Origin of the sequence: Streptomyces sp. NPDC088197, from assembly GCF_044741185.1 — a bacterium.
Classification (GTDB): Bacteria; Actinomycetota; Actinomycetes; order Streptomycetales; family Streptomycetaceae; genus Actinacidiphila.
This window is the reverse complement of record NZ_JBIUSD010000006.1, coordinates 187,628-207,781: the sequence shown is the minus strand read 5'-3', so window position 1 is coordinate 207,781 and position 20,154 is coordinate 187,628. Positions and strand designations below refer to the sequence as shown.

The window sequence follows — 20,154 nt, the reverse complement described above, 5'->3', positions numbered from 1 at the left end:
CTGGCACGCCCGACGGCCCCGGCGCTCATGGTGAGTGCCGGGGCCGTCGGGCGTCCGCGGGCCGGTGGGTCGTGCCCGCCCGCCCGCGGCCTCGCTTACCTCTGGCGGCCCGAGGTCACCCGGTAGACGTCGTAGACACCCTCCACGCCGCGTACCGCCTTCAGGACGTGGCCCAGGTGCTTCGGGTCGCCCATCTCGAAGGTGAAGCGGGAGGTGGCGACGCGGTCGCGGGAGGTCTGGACGGCCGCGGACAGGATGTTGACGTGCTGGTCGGACAGCACGCGGGTGACGTCCGAGAGCAGCCGGGACCGGTCGAGGGCCTCGACCTGGATGGCGACCAGGAAGACCGACGACTGGGTGGGCGCCCACTCGACCTCGATCATCCGCTCGGGCTGCTGCGAGAGCGAGTCCACGTTGACGCAGTCGGCGCGGTGCACCGAGACGCCGTTGCCGCGGGTGACGAAGCCGATGATCGGGTCGCCCGGCACCGGGGTGCAGCAGCGGGAGAGCTTGACCCAGACGTCGCTGGCGCCCTTGACGATGACACCGGGGTCGGCGTTGGCCCGCCGCTTGGTGCGCCCCTGTGTGGGGGTGGTGATCTCCGCGATGTCCTCGGTGGCGCCCTCTTCGCCGCCGAGCGCGTCGACCAGCTTCTGCACGACGGACTGCGCGGTGATGTGCCCCTCGCCGATCGCCGCGTAGAGCGCGGAGATGTCGGGGTAGCGCATCTCGTGCGCGAGGGTGACCAGCGAGTCGCCGGTGAGCACCCGCTGGATCGGCAGATTCTGCTTGCGCATCGCGCGGGCGATGGCTTCCTTGCCCTGCTCGACCGCTTCCTCGCGGCGCTCCTTGGAGAACCAGGCGCGGATCTTGTTGCGCGCCCGCGGCGACTTGACGAAGCCCAGCCAGTCGCGGGACGGCCCCGCCCCGGCGGCCTTGGAGGTGAAGACCTCGACGGTGTCGCCGTTGTCGAGCGTCGACTCCAGCGGTACGAGGCGGCCGTTGACACGGGCGCCTATGGTCCGGTGGCCGACCTCGGTGTGCACGGCGTACGCGAAGTCCACCGGGGTGGCGCCCGCGGGCAGCGCTATCACGTCGCCCTTGGGCGTGAAGACGAAGACCTCGCTCTGCGAGAGGTCGAAGCGCAGCGACTCCAGGAACTCGCCGGGGTCCTCGGTCTCCTTCTGCCAGTCCAGGAGCTGGCGCAGCCACGCCATGTCGTTGACCGCGTCGTCCTTCTTGTCGGACCGCGGGCTGTCGGTGCGCACCTTGGAGGCGCCCGCCACCGCCTCCTGCTTGTACTTCCAGTGCGCGGCGATGCCGTACTCGGCGCGGCGGTGCATGTCGAAGGTACGGATCTGCAGTTCGACGGGCTTGCCGCTGGGCCCGATGACCGTCGTGTGCAGCGACTGGTACATGTTGAACTTGGGCATCGCGATGTAGTCCTTGAACCGGCCGGGGACCGGATTCCATCGCGCGTGGATGGTGCCGAGCGCCGCGTAGCAGTCGCGGACGGTGTCGACCAGGACGCGGATGCCCACCAGGTCGTAGATCTCCGCGAAGTCCCGGCCGCGGACGATCATCTTCTGGTAGACGCTGTAGTAGTGCTTCGGGCGGCCGGTGACGGTGGCCTTGATCCGGGCGGCGCGCAGGTCCTGCTGGACCTGGTCGGTGACCACGGCGAGGTATTCGTCGCGCTTGGGGGCGCGCTCGGCGACCAGCCGGACGATCTCGTCGTACATCTTGGGGTAGAGGATCGCGAAGGCGAGGTCCTCCAGTTCCCACTTGATGGTGTTCATGCCCAGCCGGTGCGCCAGCGGGGCGTAGATCTCCAGCGTCTCGCGGGCCTTCTTCTCCTGCTTCTCGCGCTTGAGATAGCGCATCGTGCGCATATTGTGCAGCCGGTCGGCGAGCTTGATCACCAGGACGCGGGGGTCCTTGGCCATCGCGACGACCATCTTGCGCACGGTCTCGGCCTGCGCGGCCTCACCGAATTTGACCTTGTCGAGCTTGGTGACGCCGTCGACCAGCAGCGCCACCTGGTCGCCGAAGTCGCGGCGCAGCGCGTCCAGGCCGTACTCGGTGTCCTCGACGGTGTCGTGCAGCAGCCCGGCCATCAAGGTGGCGGGGTCCATGCCCAGTTCGGCGAGGATCGTGGTGACGGCCAGCGGGTGCGTGATGTACGGGTCGCCGCTCTTGCGCTTCTGGCCGCGGTGCCAGCGCTCGGCGACCTGGTAGGCCCGCTCGATCTGCCGGAGCTGGGCGCTGTCGCCCTTCGGGTCGTTGCCCCGCACCACGCGCAGCAGCGGTTCGAGCACCGGGTTGTACGGGCTGGAGCGCTGGACGCCGAGCCGGGCGAGGCGGGCGCGGACGCGGCTGGAGGAGGCCCCGGGACGCGTCGGCGCGACGCTGCCGGGCGTACGCACCGGGCGTACGGCGGGCGCGGCCGGTTCGGGCGCGGCGGGCTTGGCGGGAGCGGGAGCGGGGGTGGGTGCGGCGGTCCGGCTGTCGGCGGACGTCCCCGTCCCACCCGCGGCCGGTTCCTTCCCGCCCGCGGCGTCGAGTGGCTGGGCCTGGTCTGGCAAGAGCACTCCTCACGCGGGGTAGAAGTTCCATGGTATCGACCTGCGGCGAGAGGCGGGCGCCCGAGCCCGCCGGGCGCCCGCCTCAGGGACCCGTACGGGCCCCGCGTACGCCGTACGGGGCCGCAGGACGCTCGTAGGAGGCCGTAACCGGGCCCCGCGGACCCGAATGGCGTACGAGAGCCCGTACGCGGCCCGAGAGCCCGTACGCGGTCCGGAGCGCGTCAGATCGCGACGAGGGTGTCCAGGGGGGCGTCTCCCAGGACCCGGGCCAGCCGCGCCCGGCCGCCGAGGAAGCCCAGCTCCAGCAGGACGGCCACGCCCGCGACGGTCGCGCCGGTCCGCCGGATCAGCTCCAGCGAGGCTTCCGCGGTGCCGCCGGTGGCCAGGACGTCATCGATCACCAGGACGCGGTCGCCCTCGGCGAAGGCGTCGACCTGCACCTCGATCTCGGCGGTGCCATACTCCAGGTCGTACGACTGCGCCAGGGTCTTTCCGGGCAGTTTGCCCGCCTTGCGGACCGGGACGAAGCCGAGGCCCGCGCGGGCGGCGGCCGGGGCGGCGAGGATGAAGCCGCGGGCTTCGAGGCCGACGACCTTGGTGGCGCCGTGCCGCGCGCACAGGGCGGCGAGCGCGTCCACCAGGGCGCTGAAGGCGACGGGGTCGGCCAGCAGCGGGGTGATGTCCTTGAAGATCACGCCGGGCTGGGGGTAGTCCGGTACGTCGCGGATGCGGCCGAGCAGCAGTTCCCTGAGCTCGGCGGAGGCTGCGTCCGTGGTGGTCATCGCGCTACTTTCGTCGGTTCATGTCGCGTCGGTCCATGACGTGCTTGTCGTTCCACGGCGCTTCGGGCCGTGGAGCGCTCGTCGGTCGACGAGGGTCGGTCGATGTGGTTCGGGAAACGGAAAATCGCCGCCGCCCGGTCGGTGTCGACCGGGCGGCGGCGATTCACGGTCAGCGCCGCTTGCCCGAGGGGCGGTTGCGGCCACCACGGGTGCCGCGGTTGGCGGACGCGCCGCGGGTGCCGCCGGAACGGCTGCCCGGGGCGGTGCCCTGGGCCCGCGGGCCCACCACACCGGCGCCGGCCGCTGCGGCTTCCGCCTGGTCGTCGTCGTCCCCGTCCCCGTCCTCGGGGTCGGGGTCGGCGGGCTCCTCGCCGCGGGCGGCCGCCTCGGCGGCCTTCGTGGCGTCGGAGGCCCGGCGGGCGAGCACCCGCTTGCGGACCTGCTTCATCGCCGGGTCGCGCTCCTTGAGGTCCGCGACGATCGGGGTCGCGATGAAGATCGAGGAGTACGCACCGGCGGTGAGGCCGACGAACAGCGCGAGCGCGATGTCGTTGAGCATGCCCGCGCCGAGGATGCCGCCACCGATGAAGAGCAGCGCGCCGACCGGCAGCAGGGCGACGACCGTGGTGTTGATCGACCGCACCAGGGTGCCGTTGAGGCTGCGGTTGGCGATCTCGCTGTAGGTGTACCTGTTCTGCTTGGTGATGTCCTTGGTGGACTCCTTCAGACCGTCGAAGACGACGACGGTGTCGTAGAGGGAGTAACCGAGGATGGTGAGCAGACCGATCACCGTGCCCGGTGTGACCTCGAAGCCCACGATGGCGTAGACACCGACCGTGATCGTGAGGTCGTGGAGCAGGGCGATCAGTGCCGCGACGGCCTTGCGCCATTCGAAGGCGATGGCCAGATAGGCGACCACCAGCACCAGGAAGATGATCAGACCCTGAAGGGCCTTGTGGGAGATCTCCTTGCCCCAGCTCGGACCGACGATCTGCGCGTCGATGTCCTTGAGCGGGATGCCCAGTTCCTTGGAGATGTTCTGCTGGACGGACTTGGACGCCTCGGTGGAGATGTCGCTGACCTGGATGCGGAGCTTTCCGCTGCCCAGCTTCTGGATCGTCGCGTCGTGGCCGGCGGTGTGGCCCTCGATCTTGCTCTGCGCGTCCGCGACCGAGATGGAGGTCTTGGCCGTGGTGAAGTCCGCGCCGCCGGAGAACTCGATGCCGAGCTTGAGGCCGTTGACCACCAGGCCGACCGCGGCGACGACGGTGATCAGGATCGATACGCCGTACCAGATCTTGCGGTGGCCGACGAAGTCGTACGCGATCTCGCCGCGGTGCAGCCGGTGACCGAGATTGCTGAGCTTGGACATCAGGCTTCCTTCGTCTCGGTGGGCCGGTTGTGGCGGACGCTCCGACGCAGCGGCGCCTTCACGCCGAGCGCCTTGGGATCGAGACCGGACCACCTGTGGCCCTGAGCGAAGAACGGGCGACGGGCGAGGATCGTCATCAGCGGCTTGGTGAACAGGAACACCACGACGACGTCGAGCACGGTGGTGAGACCGAGCGTGAACGCGAAGCCCTGGACCTTGCCGACCGTCACGGTGAACAGCACGGCGGCGGCGAGGAAGGACACGAAGTCCGACACCAGGATGGTGCGCCGGGCGCGCGGCCAGCCGCGGGCGACCGCGGGTTGCAGCGAGCGGCCCTCACGGAGCTCGTCCCTGATCCGTTCGAAGAAGACGATGAACGAGTCGGCGGTGATACCGATGGCGACGATGGCACCACAGACCGCGGGCAGGTTCAGGGCGAAGCCGATCGCCTCACCGAGCAGACACATGATCGTGTAGGTGAGCGCGCCCGAGACCACGAGGCTCGCGAGCGCCACCAGGCTCAGTCCGCGGTAGTAGGCGAACATGTAGAGCACGACCAGGACGAGGCCGACGGCGCCGGCGATCAGACCGCCGCGGAGCTGCTCGCCGCCGAGGGCGGGAGAGACCGTGGTCGTGTCCTGGATGGAGAACGCCAGGGGCAGCGAGCCGTACTTCAGCACGTTCGCCAGGTCCTCGGCGGACTTCTGGGTGAAGCTGCCGGAGATCTGGGCGCTGCCGCCGGGCAGGGCCTGGGAGACCGACGGGGCCGAGACGACGTTGCCGTCCAGGTCGATCGCGAACTGGTTGTTCGGCTGGGCCTGGGAGGCGAGGTCACCGGTGACCTTGGTGAACTGGCTGGCGCCCTTGGAGTCGAACGTCAGGTTGACGACCCAGCCGTTGCCCTGCTGCGAGTCGAAGTTCGCGCTGGCGCCGGAGACGCGCTTGCCGTCGATCAGCGTCGGGCCGAGCGCGTACTTGATCCACTGGTTGCCCTGCTGACCGCAGGCGACGACCTTGTCACCGGGCTTGGTGCCCTTGCTGGCCGCGGTGCGCTGCGTGGGGTCGGTGCAGTCGAGCTTGTCGAGCTTCGCCTGGAGGTCGGCGGGGATCGACAGGTCGGCGGCGCCCGTGCCGGGCGTGGTCGCCGGGTTGCTGGGCGTCGCGGTGGGCGTCGGTGTCGGCGCCTTGTTCACACTCGACTTCAGCGCGTCGGTGACGGCGCGGCCCTGCGGACTGGACGTGGTGCTCCCGGTGGCCTTCGGGGTGCCCGTCGCGCTGGGCGTGCCGCTCGGCTTCGGCGTCGTACCGCCGGAGGCCGAGGGGCTGGCCGAGGGCTTGGGCGCGGCCGTGGCCGGGTTGCCGTCCGCGGCGGTCAGCACCTGACGGAAGGCGAGCTGCGCGGTGGTGCCCACCTGCTGCTCGGCCTGGGCGGCGTTGGTGCCCTTGGGGATGTTGACGATGATGTTGTTCGATCCCTGGGTCTGCACCTCCGCCTCGGAGACACCGAGTCCGTTGACACGGCGGTTGATGATGCTGACCGCCGTGTTCATATTGGACTTGGTGACCGCGTTCCCCTGGTCCGCCTTGGCGGTCAGCGTGATGCTGACACCGCCGGCCAGGTCGATGCCCAGTCGGGGAGTGGTGTTGCCGGAGAGGAACATTCCTCCGGTCAGCGCCACCAGGGCGATCACGATCACGGCCAGAGCGCGCCCGGGGTATCCCTGACTCCCCGGGGACGGCCTGCGGCCCTTGTTGGCTGCTGCCACCTTCTTGATTCTCCCTGTCCTACCGCCCCTGAGCCTGCACGCTCATGGGGTGGCCACGAAGTTGTGAGAGCCGGACCCTTACTTGGACGTGGAGTCGGGGCCGTCCTGCCCCGGCGCGTCCTCGGTCTTGCTCAGATCGATGCGGTGCTCGCCCGAGTCCTTGGCGTCCTTCTTGACGTCGTCCGTCGCAGCGGCATCCCCGGAAGCCGCGTCGGCGGTGACGTCGCCTTCGGTGTCCTCGGTGTCGTCGTGCTCGATCTCCTCCGGCTCGATGCCGTGCACGATCCGGTTGAACTCCTCTTCGGCCAGCACGGCGCCGATGGCGTTCTTCGCGAAGTGTGCGTGCACCCCGTCCGTCAGCTCAAGGAGGACCGTCTCCTCGTTCACTTCCTTGACCACGGCGTACATGCCACCGATCGTGCGGACGCCCGATCCGGGCTCCATCTGGTTCCGCATGGTCAGTGCCTGGCGCTGCTTGTTCTTGGCCGAGCGCGTCATCATGAACATGACGCCAACAATCAGGACCAAGGGGAGGAGAGTGACGATACTCACGGTCTGGACGTTCCTTCGCACGGCCAACGTGGGGCTGGCCTGGGTTTCGGGATGTGGGTGCCGATCCGGAGGAAGGGCGTCGGCGGAGTCTAAGCGCTGGCTCGCCGCCTGAACAACGCCAAGCATGGCACTGGGGTTCCTGAAGGGGCGAGTCTATCGGCGGTCAGGGTCCGAACAACCCGCTCTGTCCGGGTCCGGCGGGATTGTGCGGCGGTACCAGACCGAGGTGCGTCCAGGCCGCGGGCGTGGCCACCCGGCCGCGCGGTGTCCGGGCCAGCAGGCCCTCCCTGACGAGGAACGGCTCGGCGACCTCCTCGACGGTCTCGCGCTCCTCGCCGACCGCGACGGCGAGCGTGGACAGGCCGACGGGCCCGCCGCCGAAGAGCTTCAGCAGCGCCTGGAGCACGGCCCGGTCCAGCCGGTCGAGCCCGCGCTCGTCCACCTCGTAGACCTCCAGCGCCTTGGCGGCGATCTCCCGGCTGATCACACCGTCCGCCCTGACCTGGGCGTAGTCGCGGACCCGGCGCAGCAGCCGGTTGGCGATCCGGGGGGTGCCGCGGGAGCGTCCGGCGATCTCGGCGGCGCCGTCGTCGGCGACCTCGACGTCCAGCAGCCCGGAGGAGCGGCGGATGACCTTCTCCAGCTCGGCGGGGGCGTAGAACTCCATGTGGCCGGTGAAGCCGAAGCGGTCGCGCAGCGGCGGCGGCAGCAGTCCGGCCCTGGTGGTGGCGCCGACCAGGGTGAAGGGCGGCAGTTCCAGCGGGATCGCGGTCGCGCCGGGGCCCTTGCCGACGATCACGTCGACCCGGTAGTCCTCCATCGCCATGTAGAGCATTTCCTCGGCGGGCCGTGACATCCGGTGGATCTCGTCGAGGAAGAGCACCTCGCCCTCCTGGAGCGAGGACAGGATCGCGGCGAGGTCGCCCGCGTGCTGGATGGCGGGTCCCGAGGTGATCCGGATGGGCACGCCCATCTCGGCCGCGATGATCATCGACAGCGTCGTCTTGCCGAGGCCGGGGGCGCCGGAGAGCAGGACGTGGTCCGCGGTGCCCTGGCGCTGGCGGGCGGCCCTGAGCACCAGGTCGAGCTGCTGCCGTACGCGCTCCTGCCCGATAAACTCCCCCAAGTCCTTGGGGCGCAGCGCCGCCTCGACCGCCTGGTCCTCATGGTCGGCGGTGGCGCCGACCAGTCGCTCCGGCCGCTCGTCGGTGGCGTCGTCCCAGTTCATGGTTGGTCTCTCGGGTCGGTGTGGGGTCGGCGGTACGGACCGGCGTCACCGGTACGGGTGCGGCCGGCGGCGTCAACAGGGCGGTCAGCGGGTGCGGTTGAGGGTCTGGAGGGCCGCGCGCAGCAGCACGCCGACGTTCGGCTCCCGCTCGGCCTCGGCCTGCGGGGTGACGGCGGCGACCGCCTCGTCGGCCTCGCGGGTGGCGTAGCCGAGGCTGAGCAGCGCGGCGTGCAGCTGCTCGCGCCAGGAGTCGCCGACCGGGCTGCCGATTCCCCGGTCCGCGCCGGAGCCGACCGGTTCGCCCAGCCGGTCCTTCAGCTCCAGGAGCAGCCGCTGCGCTCCCTTCTTGCCGATGCCGGGCACCGCGGTCAGCGCCTTCTCGTCGCCGACCGCGACCGCGGAGCGCAACGCGTCCGGGGTGTGCACGGCGAGCATCGTCTGGGCGAGCCTGGGGCCGACTCCGCTGACGGTCTGGAGCAGTTCGAAGACCTGCCGCTCGTCCTCGTCCGCGAAGCCGTAGAGGGTGAGCGAGTCCTCGCGGACCACCAGGGAGGTGGCGAGCTTGGCGGGCTGGCCGATCCGCAGCGCGGCCAGGGTGTTCGGGGCGCACTGGACGGCCATACCCACGCCGCCGACCTCGATGACCGCGGTGTCGGGGGCGAGCGCGGCGACCTGGCCGCTGACGAAGGCGATCACTTGGCGGACTCCTGGGCTCGTACGGGGCGGTGGGCGGCGATGGCCTGCTGGAGGCGGTTGGTGGCCGCGCCGCGCCAGATGTGACAGATGGCCAGTGCCAGCGCGTCGGCGGCGTCGGCCGGTTTCGGCGGGGCGTCGAGCCGCAGCAGCCGGGTCACCATCGCGCCGACCTGCGCCTTGTCGGCCCGGCCGCTGCCGGTGACGGCGGCCTTGACCTCGCTGGGGGTGTGCAGGTGGACGGGCAGGCCGCGGCGGGCGGCGCACAGCATGGCGACCGCGCTCGCCTGGGCGGTGCCCATCACGGTGCGCACATTGTGCTGGCTGAAGACCCGCTCCACGGCGACCGCCTCCGGGCGGTGTTCGTCGAGCCACTCCTCGATGCCGCGCTCGATCAGGACGAGCCGGTCGCCGATCTCCGCGTCGGCCGGGGTGCGTACGACGCCGACGCCGACCATCGTCAGCGGGCGTCCGGGAACGCCGTCCACCACTCCGATGCCGCACCGGGTCAGACCCGGGTCCACGCCGAGCACTCGCATGCCGCCCCCTTCCGCGCCCGTCAGCCGCCGTCTTCGCCAACCTGTTCGTGCAGGTTATCGGTTGGGGCCGACAAACAGCGGAGGGGCCGACGGGGTGTGTCCCGTCGGCCCCTCCGGCTGACCGTCCGTCAGGGTCCGCTCGCGCGCGGCCCCGGCGTCACCGCCTGAGCGCGGCTCAGGCGTCGACCTTCTCCATGACCTCGTCGGAGACGTCGAAGTTGGCGAAGACGTTCTGCACGTCGTCGCTGTCCTCCAGCGCGTCGATGAGCTTGAAGATCTTGCGCGCGCCGTCCTCGTCCAGCTCCACCTGCATGGTGGGCAGGAAGTTGACGTCGGCCGAGTCGTAGTCGATCCCGGCCTCCTGGAGCGCCTTGCGGACCGGCACCAGGTCGGTGGCCTCGCTGATCACCTCGAAGGACTCACCGAGGTCGTTGACCTCCTCGGCGCCCGCGTCGAGCACCGCGTCCAGCACGTCGTCCTCGCCCAGCTCAGCCTTGGGGACGATCACCACGCCCTTGCGGTTGAACAGGTACGACACCGAGCCCGGATCGGCCATCGAGCCGCCGTTGCGGGTCATGGCCACCCGCACGTCGGACGCGGCGCGGTTGCGGTTGTCGGTCAGGCACTCGATGAGCACCGCGACACCGTTGGGACCGTAGCCCTCGTACATGATCGTCTGGTAGTCGGCGCCACCGGCTTCGAGACCGGCGCCGCGCTTGACCGCGCTGTCGATGTTCTTGTTCGGTACCGAGCTCTTCTTCGCCTTCTGGATGGCGTCGAACAGCGTCGGGTTGCCGTCCGGGTCGGCGCCACCGGTCCGCGCCGCGACCTCGATGTTCTTGATCAGCTTCGCGAAGAGCTTGCCGCGCTTGGCATCGATCACGGCCTTCTTGTGCTTGGTCGTAGCCCATTTAGAGTGGCCGGACATCCGACTGTCTCCTTCGCGTCACCAAATGCTGTCTTTCGTCGCGCCGTCGATCCTACCGGGATCCGGTCAGCCCGCCGCGCGCACAGTGTCCACGAAGAATTCATGGACCCGGTGGTCGCCGGTCAGTTCGGGGTGGAACGACGTGGCGAGCACATTGCGCTGACGGACGGCGACGATGTGGCCACCGTACTCGGCGAGCACCTCCACGTCCGCACCCACCGACTCGACCCACGGCGCGCGGATGAAGACGCCCTCGACCGGGCCGCCCTCGACGCCCGTGACGTCGACGACCGCTTCGAAGGACTCGTTCTGCCTGCCGAAGGCGTTGCGACGGACGATCATGTCGATGCCGCCGAAGGTCTCCTGGCCGGACCTGGGGTCGAGGATCTTGTCGGCGAGCATGATCAGTCCCGCGCAGGTGCCGTAGACCGGCAGGCCGCCGCGGATCGCCTCGCGCAGCGGTTCCATCAGGCCGAAGAGCACGGCGAGCTTGGAGATGGTGGTGGACTCGCCGCCGGGTATCACCAGGCCGTCGATTCCGGCCAGTTCCTCCGGGCGCCGGACGGGACCGGCCGCGGCGTCCGCCGCGGCCAGTGCCGTCAGATGCTCCCGGACGTCGCCCTGGAGTGCCAGGACGCCGATGGTGGGAGAGCTGGTCATCGTCGCCTTACCAGCCGCGGTTGGCGTAGTGCTCGGACTCCGGGAGGGTGTCGATGTTGATGCCGACCATGGCCTCGCCGAGGTTGCGGGAGGCGTCCGCGATGACCTTCGGGTCGTCGAAGAAGGTGGTGGCGCGGACGATCGCGGCGGCGCGCTTGGCCGGGTCGCCGGACTTGAAGATGCCGGAGCCGACGAAGACGCCCTCGGCGCCGAGCTGGCGCATCAGGGCGGCGTCGGCCGGGGTGGCCACACCGCCCGCGGAGAACAGCACGACGGGCAGCTTGCCCAGCACCGACACCTCCTTGACCAGCTCGTACGGGGCGCGCAGGTCCTTGGCGGCGGCGTACAGCTCGTTGTTGTCCAGGCCCTTGAGGCGGGAGATCTCGCCCTTGATCTGGCGCAGGTGGCGGACGGCCTCGACCACGTTGCCGGTGCCGGCCTCGCCCTTGGAGCGGATCATGGCCGCGCCCTCGGCGATCCGGCGCAGGGCCTCGCCGAGGTTGGTGGCGCCGCAGACGAAGGGGGTGGTGTAGGCCCACTTGTCGGAGTGGTTGACCTCGTCGGCGGGGGTCAGCACCTCGGACTCGTCGATGTAGTCGACGCCGAGCGCCTGGAGGACCTGGGCCTCGACGAAGTGGCCGATCCGGGACTTGGCCATCACGGGGATGGACACCGCGTTGATGATGCCCTCGATCATGTCCGGGTCGGACATCCGGGCCACGCCGCCCTGCGCGCGGATGTCGGCCGGAACCCGCTCCAGTGCCATGACGGCGACGGCGCCCGCGTCCTCGGCGATCTTCGCCTGCTCCGGGGTGACGACATCCATGATCACGCCGCCCTTGAGCTGCTCGGCCATACCGCGCTTGACGCGTGCGGTGCCGGTCTCGGGGGTGGTGGCGGAGGGGCTGGTGGACACGGTGACCTCACTCGCTGACGAAATCGGTGGCTTTTCTCCATGGTCCGGCCGGTCGCCGGGGGCGGGAAAGGGCCAATTCCGCCGCGGTGGCTCCCTGCGGGCCGGCGGGTGGCCGTGTGGCCCGCGCGGATCGGTGTGTCCGGCGGGTGCCGCTGCGCTCCGTGGTGCCGGGGCGTTCAGTGCGACCCGGCGCCGTCCGCCGTGAGCGGCACCGGCGGCTCGTCGTCCATCTCGAAGGCCAGCGGGAAGGGGGCGTGGCCCGCGAGCCGGAACCAGCGCACCACGCGGTGTCTGCGGACCGCCCGCGCGGCGCGTACCGCGTCGTTGTGGAAGCGCCGGGCCATCGGCACCCGCCGTACCGACTGGGTCAGCTCCTTGATCGCCTCGGTGCCGCCCGGCGCCTCCCCGATCTCGGCGACCGCGCCCGGCTCGGAGAAGACCGCGCGCAGCGCCTGGCTCAGCTCGCTCTCGGCGACCTCCCGCTGCTCCGGCTCGGCCTGCCGGGCGGCGTGCGCGGACTCGTACAGCACGATCGACGCGGCCGGGTCCAGCACACCGGCCGTGGCCAGTTCCTGGGCCACCGAGGCGCGGCGCAGCAGTTGCGCGTCCAGGGCGGCGCGCGCCGCGTCGATCCGGGCGTGCAGACGGTCGAGGCGCCCGGCCGTCCAGCTCAGGTAGAGGCCGATCGCGACGATCGCGACCGCGACCCAGATGATGGTGGTCACTGTCAGTCCCTTGCCAGGCCGAATCTCGCCCGAAGGCTGGTGCGTTCGTCCGCGGCGACATGCGCGGCGCCGTCGGTGACGGTCTCGTAGACGGACAGGATGTCACCGCCGACCACCGACCAGTCGAAACGCCGCACATGGGCGCTGCCGCGGGTGCGCAGTTCGGTACGGCGGGCGGGGTCGCCGAGCAGCCGCAGGGCGGCGGCGGCGAGCGCGTCGGCGTCCTCGTTGGCGAAGAGTTCGCCCGCCGCGCCCTGGTCGAGGACCTGCGCGAAGGCGTCGAGGTCGCTGGCGAGCACGGCGGCGCCCGCCGACATCGCCTCGACCAGGATGATCCCGAACGACTCGCCGCCGGTGTTGGGCGCCACGTAGACGTCGACGCTGCGCAGCAGCCGCGCCTTGTCCTCGTCGCTGACCATGCCGAGGAATTCGACCCGGTCGCGCATCGCCTCGGGCAGCGACTCGACGGCCTCCTCCTCGTCGCCGCGGCCCGCGACCAGCAGCCGGGTGCCGGGCAGCTCGGCGAGGATCTTCGGCACTGCCCGGATCAGCACGGGCAGGCCCTTGCGCGGCTCGTCGATCCGCCCGATGAAGCCGATCGTGCCGCCCTGCCACTCCTTCTTGGGCTCGGCCCGCGCGAAGAAGTCCACGTCGACGCCGTTGGGGATGACGACCGCGTCGCCGCCCAGGTGCTCGACCAGGGTGCGGCGGGCGTACTCGCTGACCGCGATCCGGGCTCTGATCTTCTCCAGCGCGGGTTGCAGGATCGGGTACGCGGCGATCATCGCGCGCGACCGCGGGTTGGAGGTGTGGAAGGTGGCCACGATCGGGCCCTGCGCCGCCCAGCAGGCCAGCAGGCCGAGCGAGGGCGAGGCGGGTTCGTGGATGTGGATGACGTCGAAGTTGCCGTCGTGCAGCCAGCGGCGGACCCGGGCGGCGGACAGGAAGCCGAAGTTGAGCCGGGCGACCGAGCCGTTGTACGGGACCGGCACGGCGCGGCCCGCCGACACCACGTACGGCGGCAGCGGTGTCTCGTCGTCGGCGGGGGCGAGCACGGAGACCTCGTGGCCGAGGCCGATCAGGTGCTCGGCGAGGTCGCGGATGTGGAACTGGACGCCGCCGGGGACGTCCCAGGAGTACGGGCAGACGATCCCGATCCTCACGTTTTCTCCGTTCCGGAGTGGTCAGGTGGGCCGCCGGCCGTACCGCCCGCGCCCGACGGGCCGTCCGTGCCGGCCGTGCTGTGGGCGCCGTCCGTGCCGTCGGCCCCACCGGCGCCTTCGGCCGCGGCCGTGCCCGGGCCGCCCCGCGGGGAGACGCCGGACGTGCCCTCCGCCGTTGCTCCCGCGCTCTCCCCGGCCGTGTCGGCGCCGCCAGCCGGGGGTTCGGGGCGGGGTTCGAGGTCGGACAGCCACAGGCGTTGCAGCATGTGCCAGTCCTCGGGGTGCTCGGCGATGCCGGAGGCGTACGCGTCGGCCAGTCGCTGTGTCATCGCGGCCGTCTTCGACGTACGGTCGCCGGTCGCGGGGACCTCGACCGGCGGGTGGACGCGGCCGCGCATGACGGGCGACTCGTCGTACCAGAGGGTGACGGGGAGCAGCAGCGCTCCGGTCTGCTGGGCGAGCATGGCCGGGCCCGCGGGCAGCCGGGTGCGCTCGCCGAAGAAGTCGACCTCGACGCCGCTGGCCGACAGGTCCCGGTCGGCGACCAGGCAGACCAGGCCGCCGGACCGCAGCCGCCGGGCCAGGGTGCCGAAAGCGGCGCCGCCGGTGTGCGGCAGCACCTCCATGCCCAGGCTCTCGCGGTAGGCGACGAAGCGGTCGTACAGCGTCTCGGGCTTCAGGCGCTCGGCGACGGTGGTGAAGGGGGTGTCGAGCGCGGTGGTCACCCAGGCGCCGGCCAGGTCGTAGTTGGCCATGTGCGGCAGCGCCAGGATGACGCCGCGCCCGGCGGCGAGGCCGTCGGTCAGGTAGTGGACGTCGGCGGGGTCGAAGCCGCCGCGGATGCGGTCCTTGCTCCAGGCCGGGAGCCGGAAGGACTCCATCCAGTAGCGCAGGTAGGACCGCATGACCGAGCGCGACAGCGCGCGCAGCCGTGCCTCGTCGGCGTCCGGCACGACCCGGACCAGGTTGGCCTCGAGGCGTCGGACGCCCTTGCCGCGCTGCCGCCACGTGACGTCCGCGATGGCGCGGCCGAGCGCTCGGGCGGCCGGTTCCGGCAGCGTCTTGACCGCGCTCCAGCCGAGCCCGTAGAGCCCGTCGGCGAGGCTCCCCCTGAGCCGCGCGGCCCGGGAGGCGTCCTCGCTCACGCGCTGCTCCCCTGCCCCGAGGTGGCGGCGGCTGCGGCGTCGGCCTCCGCGGACTCGCGGCGTACGGTGACGACCCGCTGGACGAGGGTGACCAGGCTGCCCGCGGCGACCGCCCACAGGGCGATCGGCAGCAGGTACTGGATGCCGGGGACGCCGAACTTGTGCAGGCCGGCGAAGCCGCACAGGGTCAGCGTGATCACCAGGCGCTCGGCGCGCTCGACCAGTCCGTTGACGTTCACCGGCAGGCCGATCGCCTCGCCGCGCGCCTTGGTGTAGGACACCACCTGGCCGCTGGCCAGGCAGAAGATCGTCACCGCGCACAGCACGAGGTCGTCGCCGCGGCCCGCGTACCACATGGCGAGTCCGCCGAAGATGCCCGCGTCGGCGACCCGGTCGAGGGTCGAGTCGAGGAAGGCGCCCCAGCGGCTGGAGACCCCGGCCTGGCGGGCCATGTTGCCGTCCACCAGGTCGGAGAAGACGAAGAGCGTGATCACCACGGTGCCCCAGAAGAACTCGCCCCTGGGATAGAAGGCCAGTGCGCCCGCCATGACACCCGCGGTGCCGAGCAGGGTCACCGCGTCGGGGCTGACCCCCTTGCGGAGCAGAAATGCGGCGAACGGCGTGAGAACACGCGTGAAGAACGCACGCGCGTACTTGTTCAGCATGGCCTTCCCGACAGGTCGGAGGATGGTGTCACGGCGGCCGGAGCGGCAGCCGGATGGCCCATCGTAGCCAGCCCGCGCGCACCGGATGTCCCAGGCCGTGCCGGAGCGGCGGGGGCGGCGGCCCGGCGTACGACGTATGGACGCACCCGGACGGCCGTGGGAAGGTCGAAAGACCGCGGGCGTCGTCGAGGCCGCCTGTGCGTTGAGCGGTCTCCCGTGGCGCCCCTGTGACGCGCCCCCCACCGAGGGCGCGGTCCGTGCAGTGAGGACCGGGAGGCGAGAACGCGTGGGTGGTGCAGCGGACAGGAGAGACGCACAGCCAGGAGCCGCCGGAAGGGCACCGGCGGCCGACCGCCCCGAGAACGTGCGCAATGTGGTGCTGGTCGGCCATTGCGGATCGGGCAAGACGACATTGGTGGAGGCGCTGGCGCTGACCACCGGCGCGGTGAACCGGGCGGGCCGGGTCGAGGACGGCGGCTCGGTGTCCGACCACGACGAGATCGAGCAGCGGCAGCAGCGCTCCGTACAGCTCTCGCTCGTCCCCGTGGAGTGGGGCGGGATCAAGGTCAATTTGCTGGACACCCCCGGCTACGCCGATTTCGTCGGGGAGTTGAGGGCCGGTCTGCGCGCCGCGGACGCGGCCCTGTTCGTCGTGTCGGCCGCGCAGGACGGCGAGGGCATCGGCGGCGCGACCCGGATGGTGTGGGAGGAGTGCGCGGCCGTCGGGATGCCGCGGGCGGTCGTGGTGACGCACTTGGAGTCGGTGCGGGCCGGTTTCGAGGAGATGGCGGCGCAGTGCGCGGCGGAGCTGGGCGGCGACTCCCCCGATTCGGTGCTGCCGCTGTATCTGCCGGTGCACGGGCCCGCGGGCCCCGACGGCCACGCCCCGGTGACGGGCCTGGCGGGGCTGCTCTCGCAGCGGGTGTACGACTACGCGTCCGGCGAGCGGGCCGAGGCCGAGCCGGACGCGGCGCTGGCGCCGCTGGTGGAGCAGGCGCGCAACCGGCTCATCGAGGGGATCATCGCCGAGAGCGAGGACGAGACCTTGATGGACCGCTACCTCGGCGGCGAGGAACTGGACGTCAAGACGCTCGTCGACGACCTGGAGCGGGCGGTGGCGCGCGGCTCCTTCCACCCGGTGCTGGCCGCCGCGCCCGCCGCGGACGGCGCCCGGCAGGGCCTGGGCACCGTGGAGCTGCTGGAGCTGATCACCGGCGGTTTCCCGACCCCGCTGGAGCGGGAGGCGCCGCCGGTCACGACGCCGGACGGCGGCGGGCGCCCCGCGCTGGTCTGCGACCCGGAGGGGCCGCTGGCCGCCGAGGTGGTCAAGACGTCCTCGGACCCGTACGTGGGCCGGATCAGTCTGGTGCGGGTCTTCTCCGGCACCCTGCGGCCGGACGAGACGGTGCACGTGTCGGGCCACGGCATGGAGGACCGCGGGCACGAGGATCACGACGTGGACGAGCGGGTCGGGGCGCTGTCGTCGCCCTTCGGCAAGCACCAGCGGCCGGTGCCCTCGGCGGGCGCGGGCGATCTGGTGTGCGTGGCCAAGCTGACCCGCGCCGAGACCGGCGACACGCTCTCGGCCAAGGACGGGCCGCTGCTGATGGAGCCGTGGGTGATGCCGGACCCGCTGCTGCCGATCGCCATCGAGGCGCACAGCAAGGCCGACGAGGACAAGCTCTCCCAGGGCCTGGCGCGGCTGGTCGCCGAGGACCCGACGATGCGTCTCGAACAGAATCCGGACACCCGGCAGGTCGTCCTGTGGTGCCTGGGCGAGGCGCACGCCGACGTCGCCCTGGAGCGGCTGCGCAACCGGTACGGGGTGCAGGTCGACGCGGTGCCGCACAAGGTGTCGCTGCGGGAGACCTTCGGCGAGCCGGTGACGGCCCGCGGGCGGCACGTCAAACAGTCCGGCGGGCACGGGCAGTTCGCGATCTGCGACATCCAGGTGGAGCCGCTGCCGGTCGGCTCCGGCATCGAGTTCGTGGACAAGGTGATCGGCGGGGCGGTGCCGCGGCAGTTCATCCCGTCGGTGGAGAAGGGCGTCCGCACCCAGGCCGCCCGCGGGGTCGCGCTCGGCTTCTCGGTGGTCGACATCCGGGTCACCCTCACCGACGGCAAGGCGCACTCGGTGGACTCCTCCGACGCCGCCTTCCAGACCGCGGGCGCGCTCGCCCTGCGCGAGGCCGCCGCGGGCGCGCCCATCCATCTGCTGGAACCGGTCTGCGAGGTCGGCGTGCTGGTGCCGGACGCGTACGTCGGTTCGGTGATGAGCGATCTGTCGGGGCGGCGCGGCCGGGTGCTGGGCACCGAACCGGCCGCAGACGGGCGGTCGGTGGTGCGCGCCGAGGTCCCGGAGATCGAGATCGGCCGCTACGCCGTCGATCTGCGGTCGCTGTCGCACGGCACCGGCCGGTTCAGCCGGCACTACGCGCGGCACGAGCCGATGCCCGCCCAACTGGCCACGAGACTGCGCCGGCAGGAGGAGAAGGACGAGGCGACCGCGCACGGCAGATGACGGGCGCGCGACGGAGAATCAGCGCCGGCGGACGCCGGAACAGCGCCGCTAAGTCGCCAAGTGGACATGTCCGCTGGCCAATCGGCGGCTCGCGGCCACGCCGCGGGCCGTCGCGCCGCTAATCTGGAGACTGCTCCGAACGTGTGACGTTCACCCGTGCGGGGAATGGGCCGGTCGGAGCCGTATGGACCGGTGAACCGGTGGATGTACGGGACTGGCGACTGGGGGCCTGTGGTGACGGACGGTATCGGGTTCGATTTCAGCCCAGGTGCGCAGATTCCGCTGACCGGCAGCGACGGTGAGACCGGTGCGACCCAGGCGCTGGCGTCCGCCGCGTACCGCGACACTCCGGTGACGACGCTGGTCGACGCCAACAGCGAGGCGAGCGTCAAGGCGCCGCGGCTGTCGCTGTTCGCGCCGAATCTGGGCGAGGCGTTCTCCCGCGCCATCCAGGTCAGGATGCTGGGCGCGGCGCGCAGTGAACTGGTGCAGTCCTTCGGTGTGGTGCCGCAGACCGTGGTGGAGCACGCGCTGGCCGCCAACCGGATCCGGCAGGAGCGCGACAACCGGCTGACCGTGGTGATGGGCGTGTGCGGGGTGCTGTTCCTGCCCGGCGTGCTGCTCTGGCTCGGCGCCTTCCAGTTGCGCAAGTCGCTCGGGTCGCTGAAGGCGCGGGGCAACAAGTCGGGGGCCTTCGGGGCCGTCGTGCTGGCCGTGGCCGCCGCCTTCACCGTGCTGCTCGCGGTACGGCCGCCGTTCAGCGGTTTCTGGCAGCAGTATTTCCGCGTCCTGATGATCGCGCCGATCATCGGCTGGTTCTGGGCGAAGCGGATCTGCGAGGCCACCGCGAAGGATCTGCGCAGCCGCTGGGCGGGCCTGGTCGCGGGCACCGCGGTCGGCGCGAAGATCCCCGAGGCGGTGCCGCGCAACCCCAACCAGACCCGCGCGGAGCTGCTGCGGCAGAGCCTGGCCAAGCTGTCCGCGGAGCAGAACAGCAATGTCGTCTTCTACGCGGGGCCCAAGGGCATACTCGGCATGGGCAGCCGGTGGGCGAACTGGCAGATGGCCGAGGAGCTGATCCCGCGCGAGGGGCTGGCCGAGATCCACCCGTTCCGGAGCTGGGACGTCATCCGCGCCATCCACGACCAGCTACGGATGATCGAGCGCGGCCCGCTGCACACCGGCGGCTTCCCCAAGCCGTCGATAAAGCACTGGGTCGTGGTGCCGGTCGGCGAGGGCGCGGGCAAGATCTCCCGGCCCACCGGGCCTGAGGTCGACTCGTTCTCGGTCAAGGACTTCGAGATCCAGCGGATCTGCAACACGCAGCAGTTCGGCAAGGGCAACCGGCACTATCTGGGCATCCAGTTCACCCTCTGGGACGGCAATCTCGTCATCACGCTGATGACGACGGTGACGGTGCTGGCGCACACTCTGCGGATCGAGGTCACCGGGCACGCGCTCGGCCCGATCCACGGGATCTTCACCTCCGGGCCGCCCGCGAAGGAGAAGACGATCACCAAGCCGGTGAAGTTCTGGGAGACCAGGACCGTACAGCTCCCGCTGATCGAGTCGGACGAGGTGGTACGGCTGGCCGCCCGCGCGCCGCTGACCCGCTTCCCCGCCGTGCTGGACTACCTCGGCGGCACGCTGAAGCTGCCCGAGCCGTTCGGGCTGCGGCACACGTGGGCCGACAAGCCGTGGAAGCACCGGTTCATGGCCGACGACGCGCTGCGCGCGGCCACTCCGGTGCTGCGGGCGGTGCACGCCGCCGCGATCCAGGTGATGAGCGAGAACGGCGTGGACACCTCGCACTTCACCAGCCGCTCGATGATGCTGAGCGGTCTGTCGCAGAGCGTGGAGCCCAGGAAGGCCGACGCGTACGACGCCTAGGGCCTGTCCGGGCTCCGGCTCCGG

General features: G+C 71.3%; 17 protein-coding genes. 2 read left to right on the top strand and 15 right to left on the bottom strand.

Going from position 1 to position 20,154, the window contains the following annotated elements:
• Positions 1-95 precede the first annotated feature (95 nt).
• The 15 genes from ACIOC1_RS17265 to pgsA form a co-directional block, all read right to left on the bottom strand.
• The gene (locus tag ACIOC1_RS17265; RefSeq protein WP_355333552.1) at positions 96-2,426 is read right to left on the bottom strand and encodes a bifunctional (p)ppGpp synthetase/guanosine-3',5'-bis(diphosphate) 3'-pyrophosphohydrolase; all 2,331 of its coding nucleotides are present in this window, start codon (positions 2,424-2,426) and stop codon (positions 96-98) included.
• A gap of 380 nt (positions 2,427-2,806) precedes the next feature.
• A complete protein-coding gene (locus tag ACIOC1_RS17260; RefSeq protein WP_355332509.1) occupies positions 2,807-3,367 on the bottom strand; it encodes an adenine phosphoribosyltransferase in 561 nt (186 codons plus the stop codon).
• A 169-nt stretch (positions 3,368-3,536) separates the two neighbouring features.
• Positions 3,537-4,739, bottom strand: coding sequence for a protein translocase subunit SecF (gene secF / locus ACIOC1_RS17255; protein WP_401855087.1), 1,203 nt, complete (start codon positions 4,737-4,739; stop codon positions 3,537-3,539).
• Positions 4,739-6,505, bottom strand: a complete 1,767-nt coding sequence (gene secD, locus ACIOC1_RS17250) for a protein translocase subunit SecD (protein ID WP_355332515.1) — start codon at positions 6,503-6,505, stop codon at positions 4,739-4,741. The genes secF and secD overlap by 1 nt, the downstream gene beginning before the upstream one ends.
• Before the next feature lie 78 nt (positions 6,506-6,583).
• Positions 6,584-7,057, bottom strand: a complete 474-nt coding sequence (gene yajC / locus ACIOC1_RS17245; protein ID WP_355332517.1) for a preprotein translocase subunit YajC — start codon at positions 7,055-7,057, stop codon at positions 6,584-6,586.
• A 163-nt stretch (positions 7,058-7,220) separates the two neighbouring features.
• Complete coding sequence (ruvB, locus tag ACIOC1_RS17240; protein ID WP_355332520.1) at positions 7,221-8,285, bottom strand: Holliday junction branch migration DNA helicase RuvB; 1,065 nt, start codon at positions 8,283-8,285, stop codon at positions 7,221-7,223.
• A gap of 84 nt (positions 8,286-8,369) precedes the next feature.
• A complete protein-coding gene (gene ruvA, locus ACIOC1_RS17235) occupies positions 8,370-8,981 on the bottom strand; it encodes a Holliday junction branch migration protein RuvA (RefSeq protein ID WP_391046594.1) in 612 nt (203 codons plus the stop codon).
• Complete coding sequence (ruvC, locus tag ACIOC1_RS17230) at positions 8,978-9,517, bottom strand: crossover junction endodeoxyribonuclease RuvC (RefSeq protein WP_401855083.1); 540 nt, start codon at positions 9,515-9,517, stop codon at positions 8,978-8,980. Before ruvC ends, ruvA begins: the two co-directional genes overlap by 4 nt.
• A 175-nt stretch (positions 9,518-9,692) precedes the next feature.
• The gene (locus ACIOC1_RS17225; protein ID WP_401855081.1) at positions 9,693-10,445 is read right to left on the bottom strand and encodes a YebC/PmpR family DNA-binding transcriptional regulator; all 753 of its coding nucleotides are present in this window, start codon (positions 10,443-10,445) and stop codon (positions 9,693-9,695) included.
• A gap of 66 nt (positions 10,446-10,511) precedes the next feature.
• Positions 10,512-11,105, bottom strand: coding sequence for a pyridoxal 5'-phosphate synthase glutaminase subunit PdxT (pdxT, locus tag ACIOC1_RS17220; RefSeq protein ID WP_355332527.1), 594 nt, complete (start codon positions 11,103-11,105; stop codon positions 10,512-10,514).
• A gap of 7 nt (positions 11,106-11,112) precedes the next feature.
• On the bottom strand, positions 11,113-12,021 hold the full coding sequence (pdxS, locus tag ACIOC1_RS17215) for a pyridoxal 5'-phosphate synthase lyase subunit PdxS (protein WP_355332529.1): 909 nt from the start codon (positions 12,019-12,021) through the stop codon (positions 11,113-11,115).
• Between the two features lie 176 nt (positions 12,022-12,197).
• On the bottom strand, positions 12,198-12,746 hold the full coding sequence (locus ACIOC1_RS17210; protein ID WP_355332532.1) for a hypothetical protein: 549 nt from the start codon (positions 12,744-12,746) through the stop codon (positions 12,198-12,200).
• 2 nt (positions 12,747-12,748) lie between these two features.
• Entirely contained in the window at positions 12,749-13,909 is a 1,161-nt protein-coding gene (locus ACIOC1_RS17205; protein WP_401855077.1) for a glycosyltransferase family 4 protein, read from the bottom strand.
• Complete coding sequence (locus ACIOC1_RS17200; RefSeq protein ID WP_401855074.1) at positions 13,906-15,054, bottom strand: phosphatidylinositol mannoside acyltransferase; 1,149 nt, start codon at positions 15,052-15,054, stop codon at positions 13,906-13,908. Before ACIOC1_RS17200 ends, ACIOC1_RS17205 begins: the two co-directional genes overlap by 4 nt.
• A complete protein-coding gene (gene pgsA, locus ACIOC1_RS17195) occupies positions 15,051-15,719 on the bottom strand; it encodes a phosphatidylinositol phosphate synthase (RefSeq protein ID WP_355332539.1) in 669 nt (222 codons plus the stop codon). Before pgsA ends, ACIOC1_RS17200 begins: the two co-directional genes overlap by 4 nt.
• Positions 15,720-16,005: 286 nt before the next feature.
• On the opposite strand from pgsA, the gene ACIOC1_RS17190 reads away from it, so the two are divergent.
• Together ACIOC1_RS17190 and ACIOC1_RS17185 are read left to right on the top strand one after the other, a co-directional pair.
• Positions 16,006-18,240, top strand: a complete 2,235-nt coding sequence (locus ACIOC1_RS17190; protein ID WP_391046583.1) for an elongation factor G-like protein EF-G2 — start codon at positions 16,006-16,008, stop codon at positions 18,238-18,240.
• Between the two features lie 204 nt (positions 18,241-18,444).
• Positions 18,445-20,130 (top strand): hypothetical protein, encoded by a 1,686-nt coding sequence (locus tag ACIOC1_RS17185; RefSeq protein ID WP_355332546.1) that lies wholly within the window; start codon positions 18,445-18,447, stop codon positions 20,128-20,130.
• Positions 20,131-20,154 lie beyond the last annotated feature (24 nt).

What these genes read in the sequence shown, in the direction of transcription:
- secF (WP_401855087.1), bottom strand. Translation starts at nt 4,739, where the DNA reads ATGTCCAAGCTCAGCAATCTCGGTCACCGGCTGCACCGCGGCGAGATC.
- ACIOC1_RS17225 (WP_401855081.1), bottom strand. Translation starts at nt 10,445, where the DNA reads ATGTCCGGCCACTCTAAATGGGCTACGACCAAGCACAAGAAGGCCGTG.
- ACIOC1_RS17185 (WP_355332546.1), top strand. Translation starts at nt 18,445, where the DNA reads ATGTACGGGACTGGCGACTGGGGGCCTGTGGTGACGGACGGTATCGGG.
- ruvC (WP_401855083.1), bottom strand. Translation starts at nt 9,517, where the DNA reads ATGCGAGTGCTCGGCGTGGACCCGGGTCTGACCCGGTGCGGCATCGGA.
- ACIOC1_RS17260 (WP_355332509.1), bottom strand. Translation starts at nt 3,367, where the DNA reads ATGACCACCACGGACGCAGCCTCCGCCGAGCTCAGGGAACTGCTGCTC.
- pdxT (WP_355332527.1), bottom strand. Translation starts at nt 11,105, where the DNA reads ATGACCAGCTCTCCCACCATCGGCGTCCTGGCACTCCAGGGCGACGTC.
- pgsA (WP_355332539.1), bottom strand. Translation starts at nt 15,719, where the DNA reads ATGCTGAACAAGTACGCGCGTGCGTTCTTCACGCGTGTTCTCACGCCG.
- ruvB (WP_355332520.1), bottom strand. Translation starts at nt 8,285, where the DNA reads ATGAACTGGGACGACGCCACCGACGAGCGGCCGGAGCGACTGGTCGGC.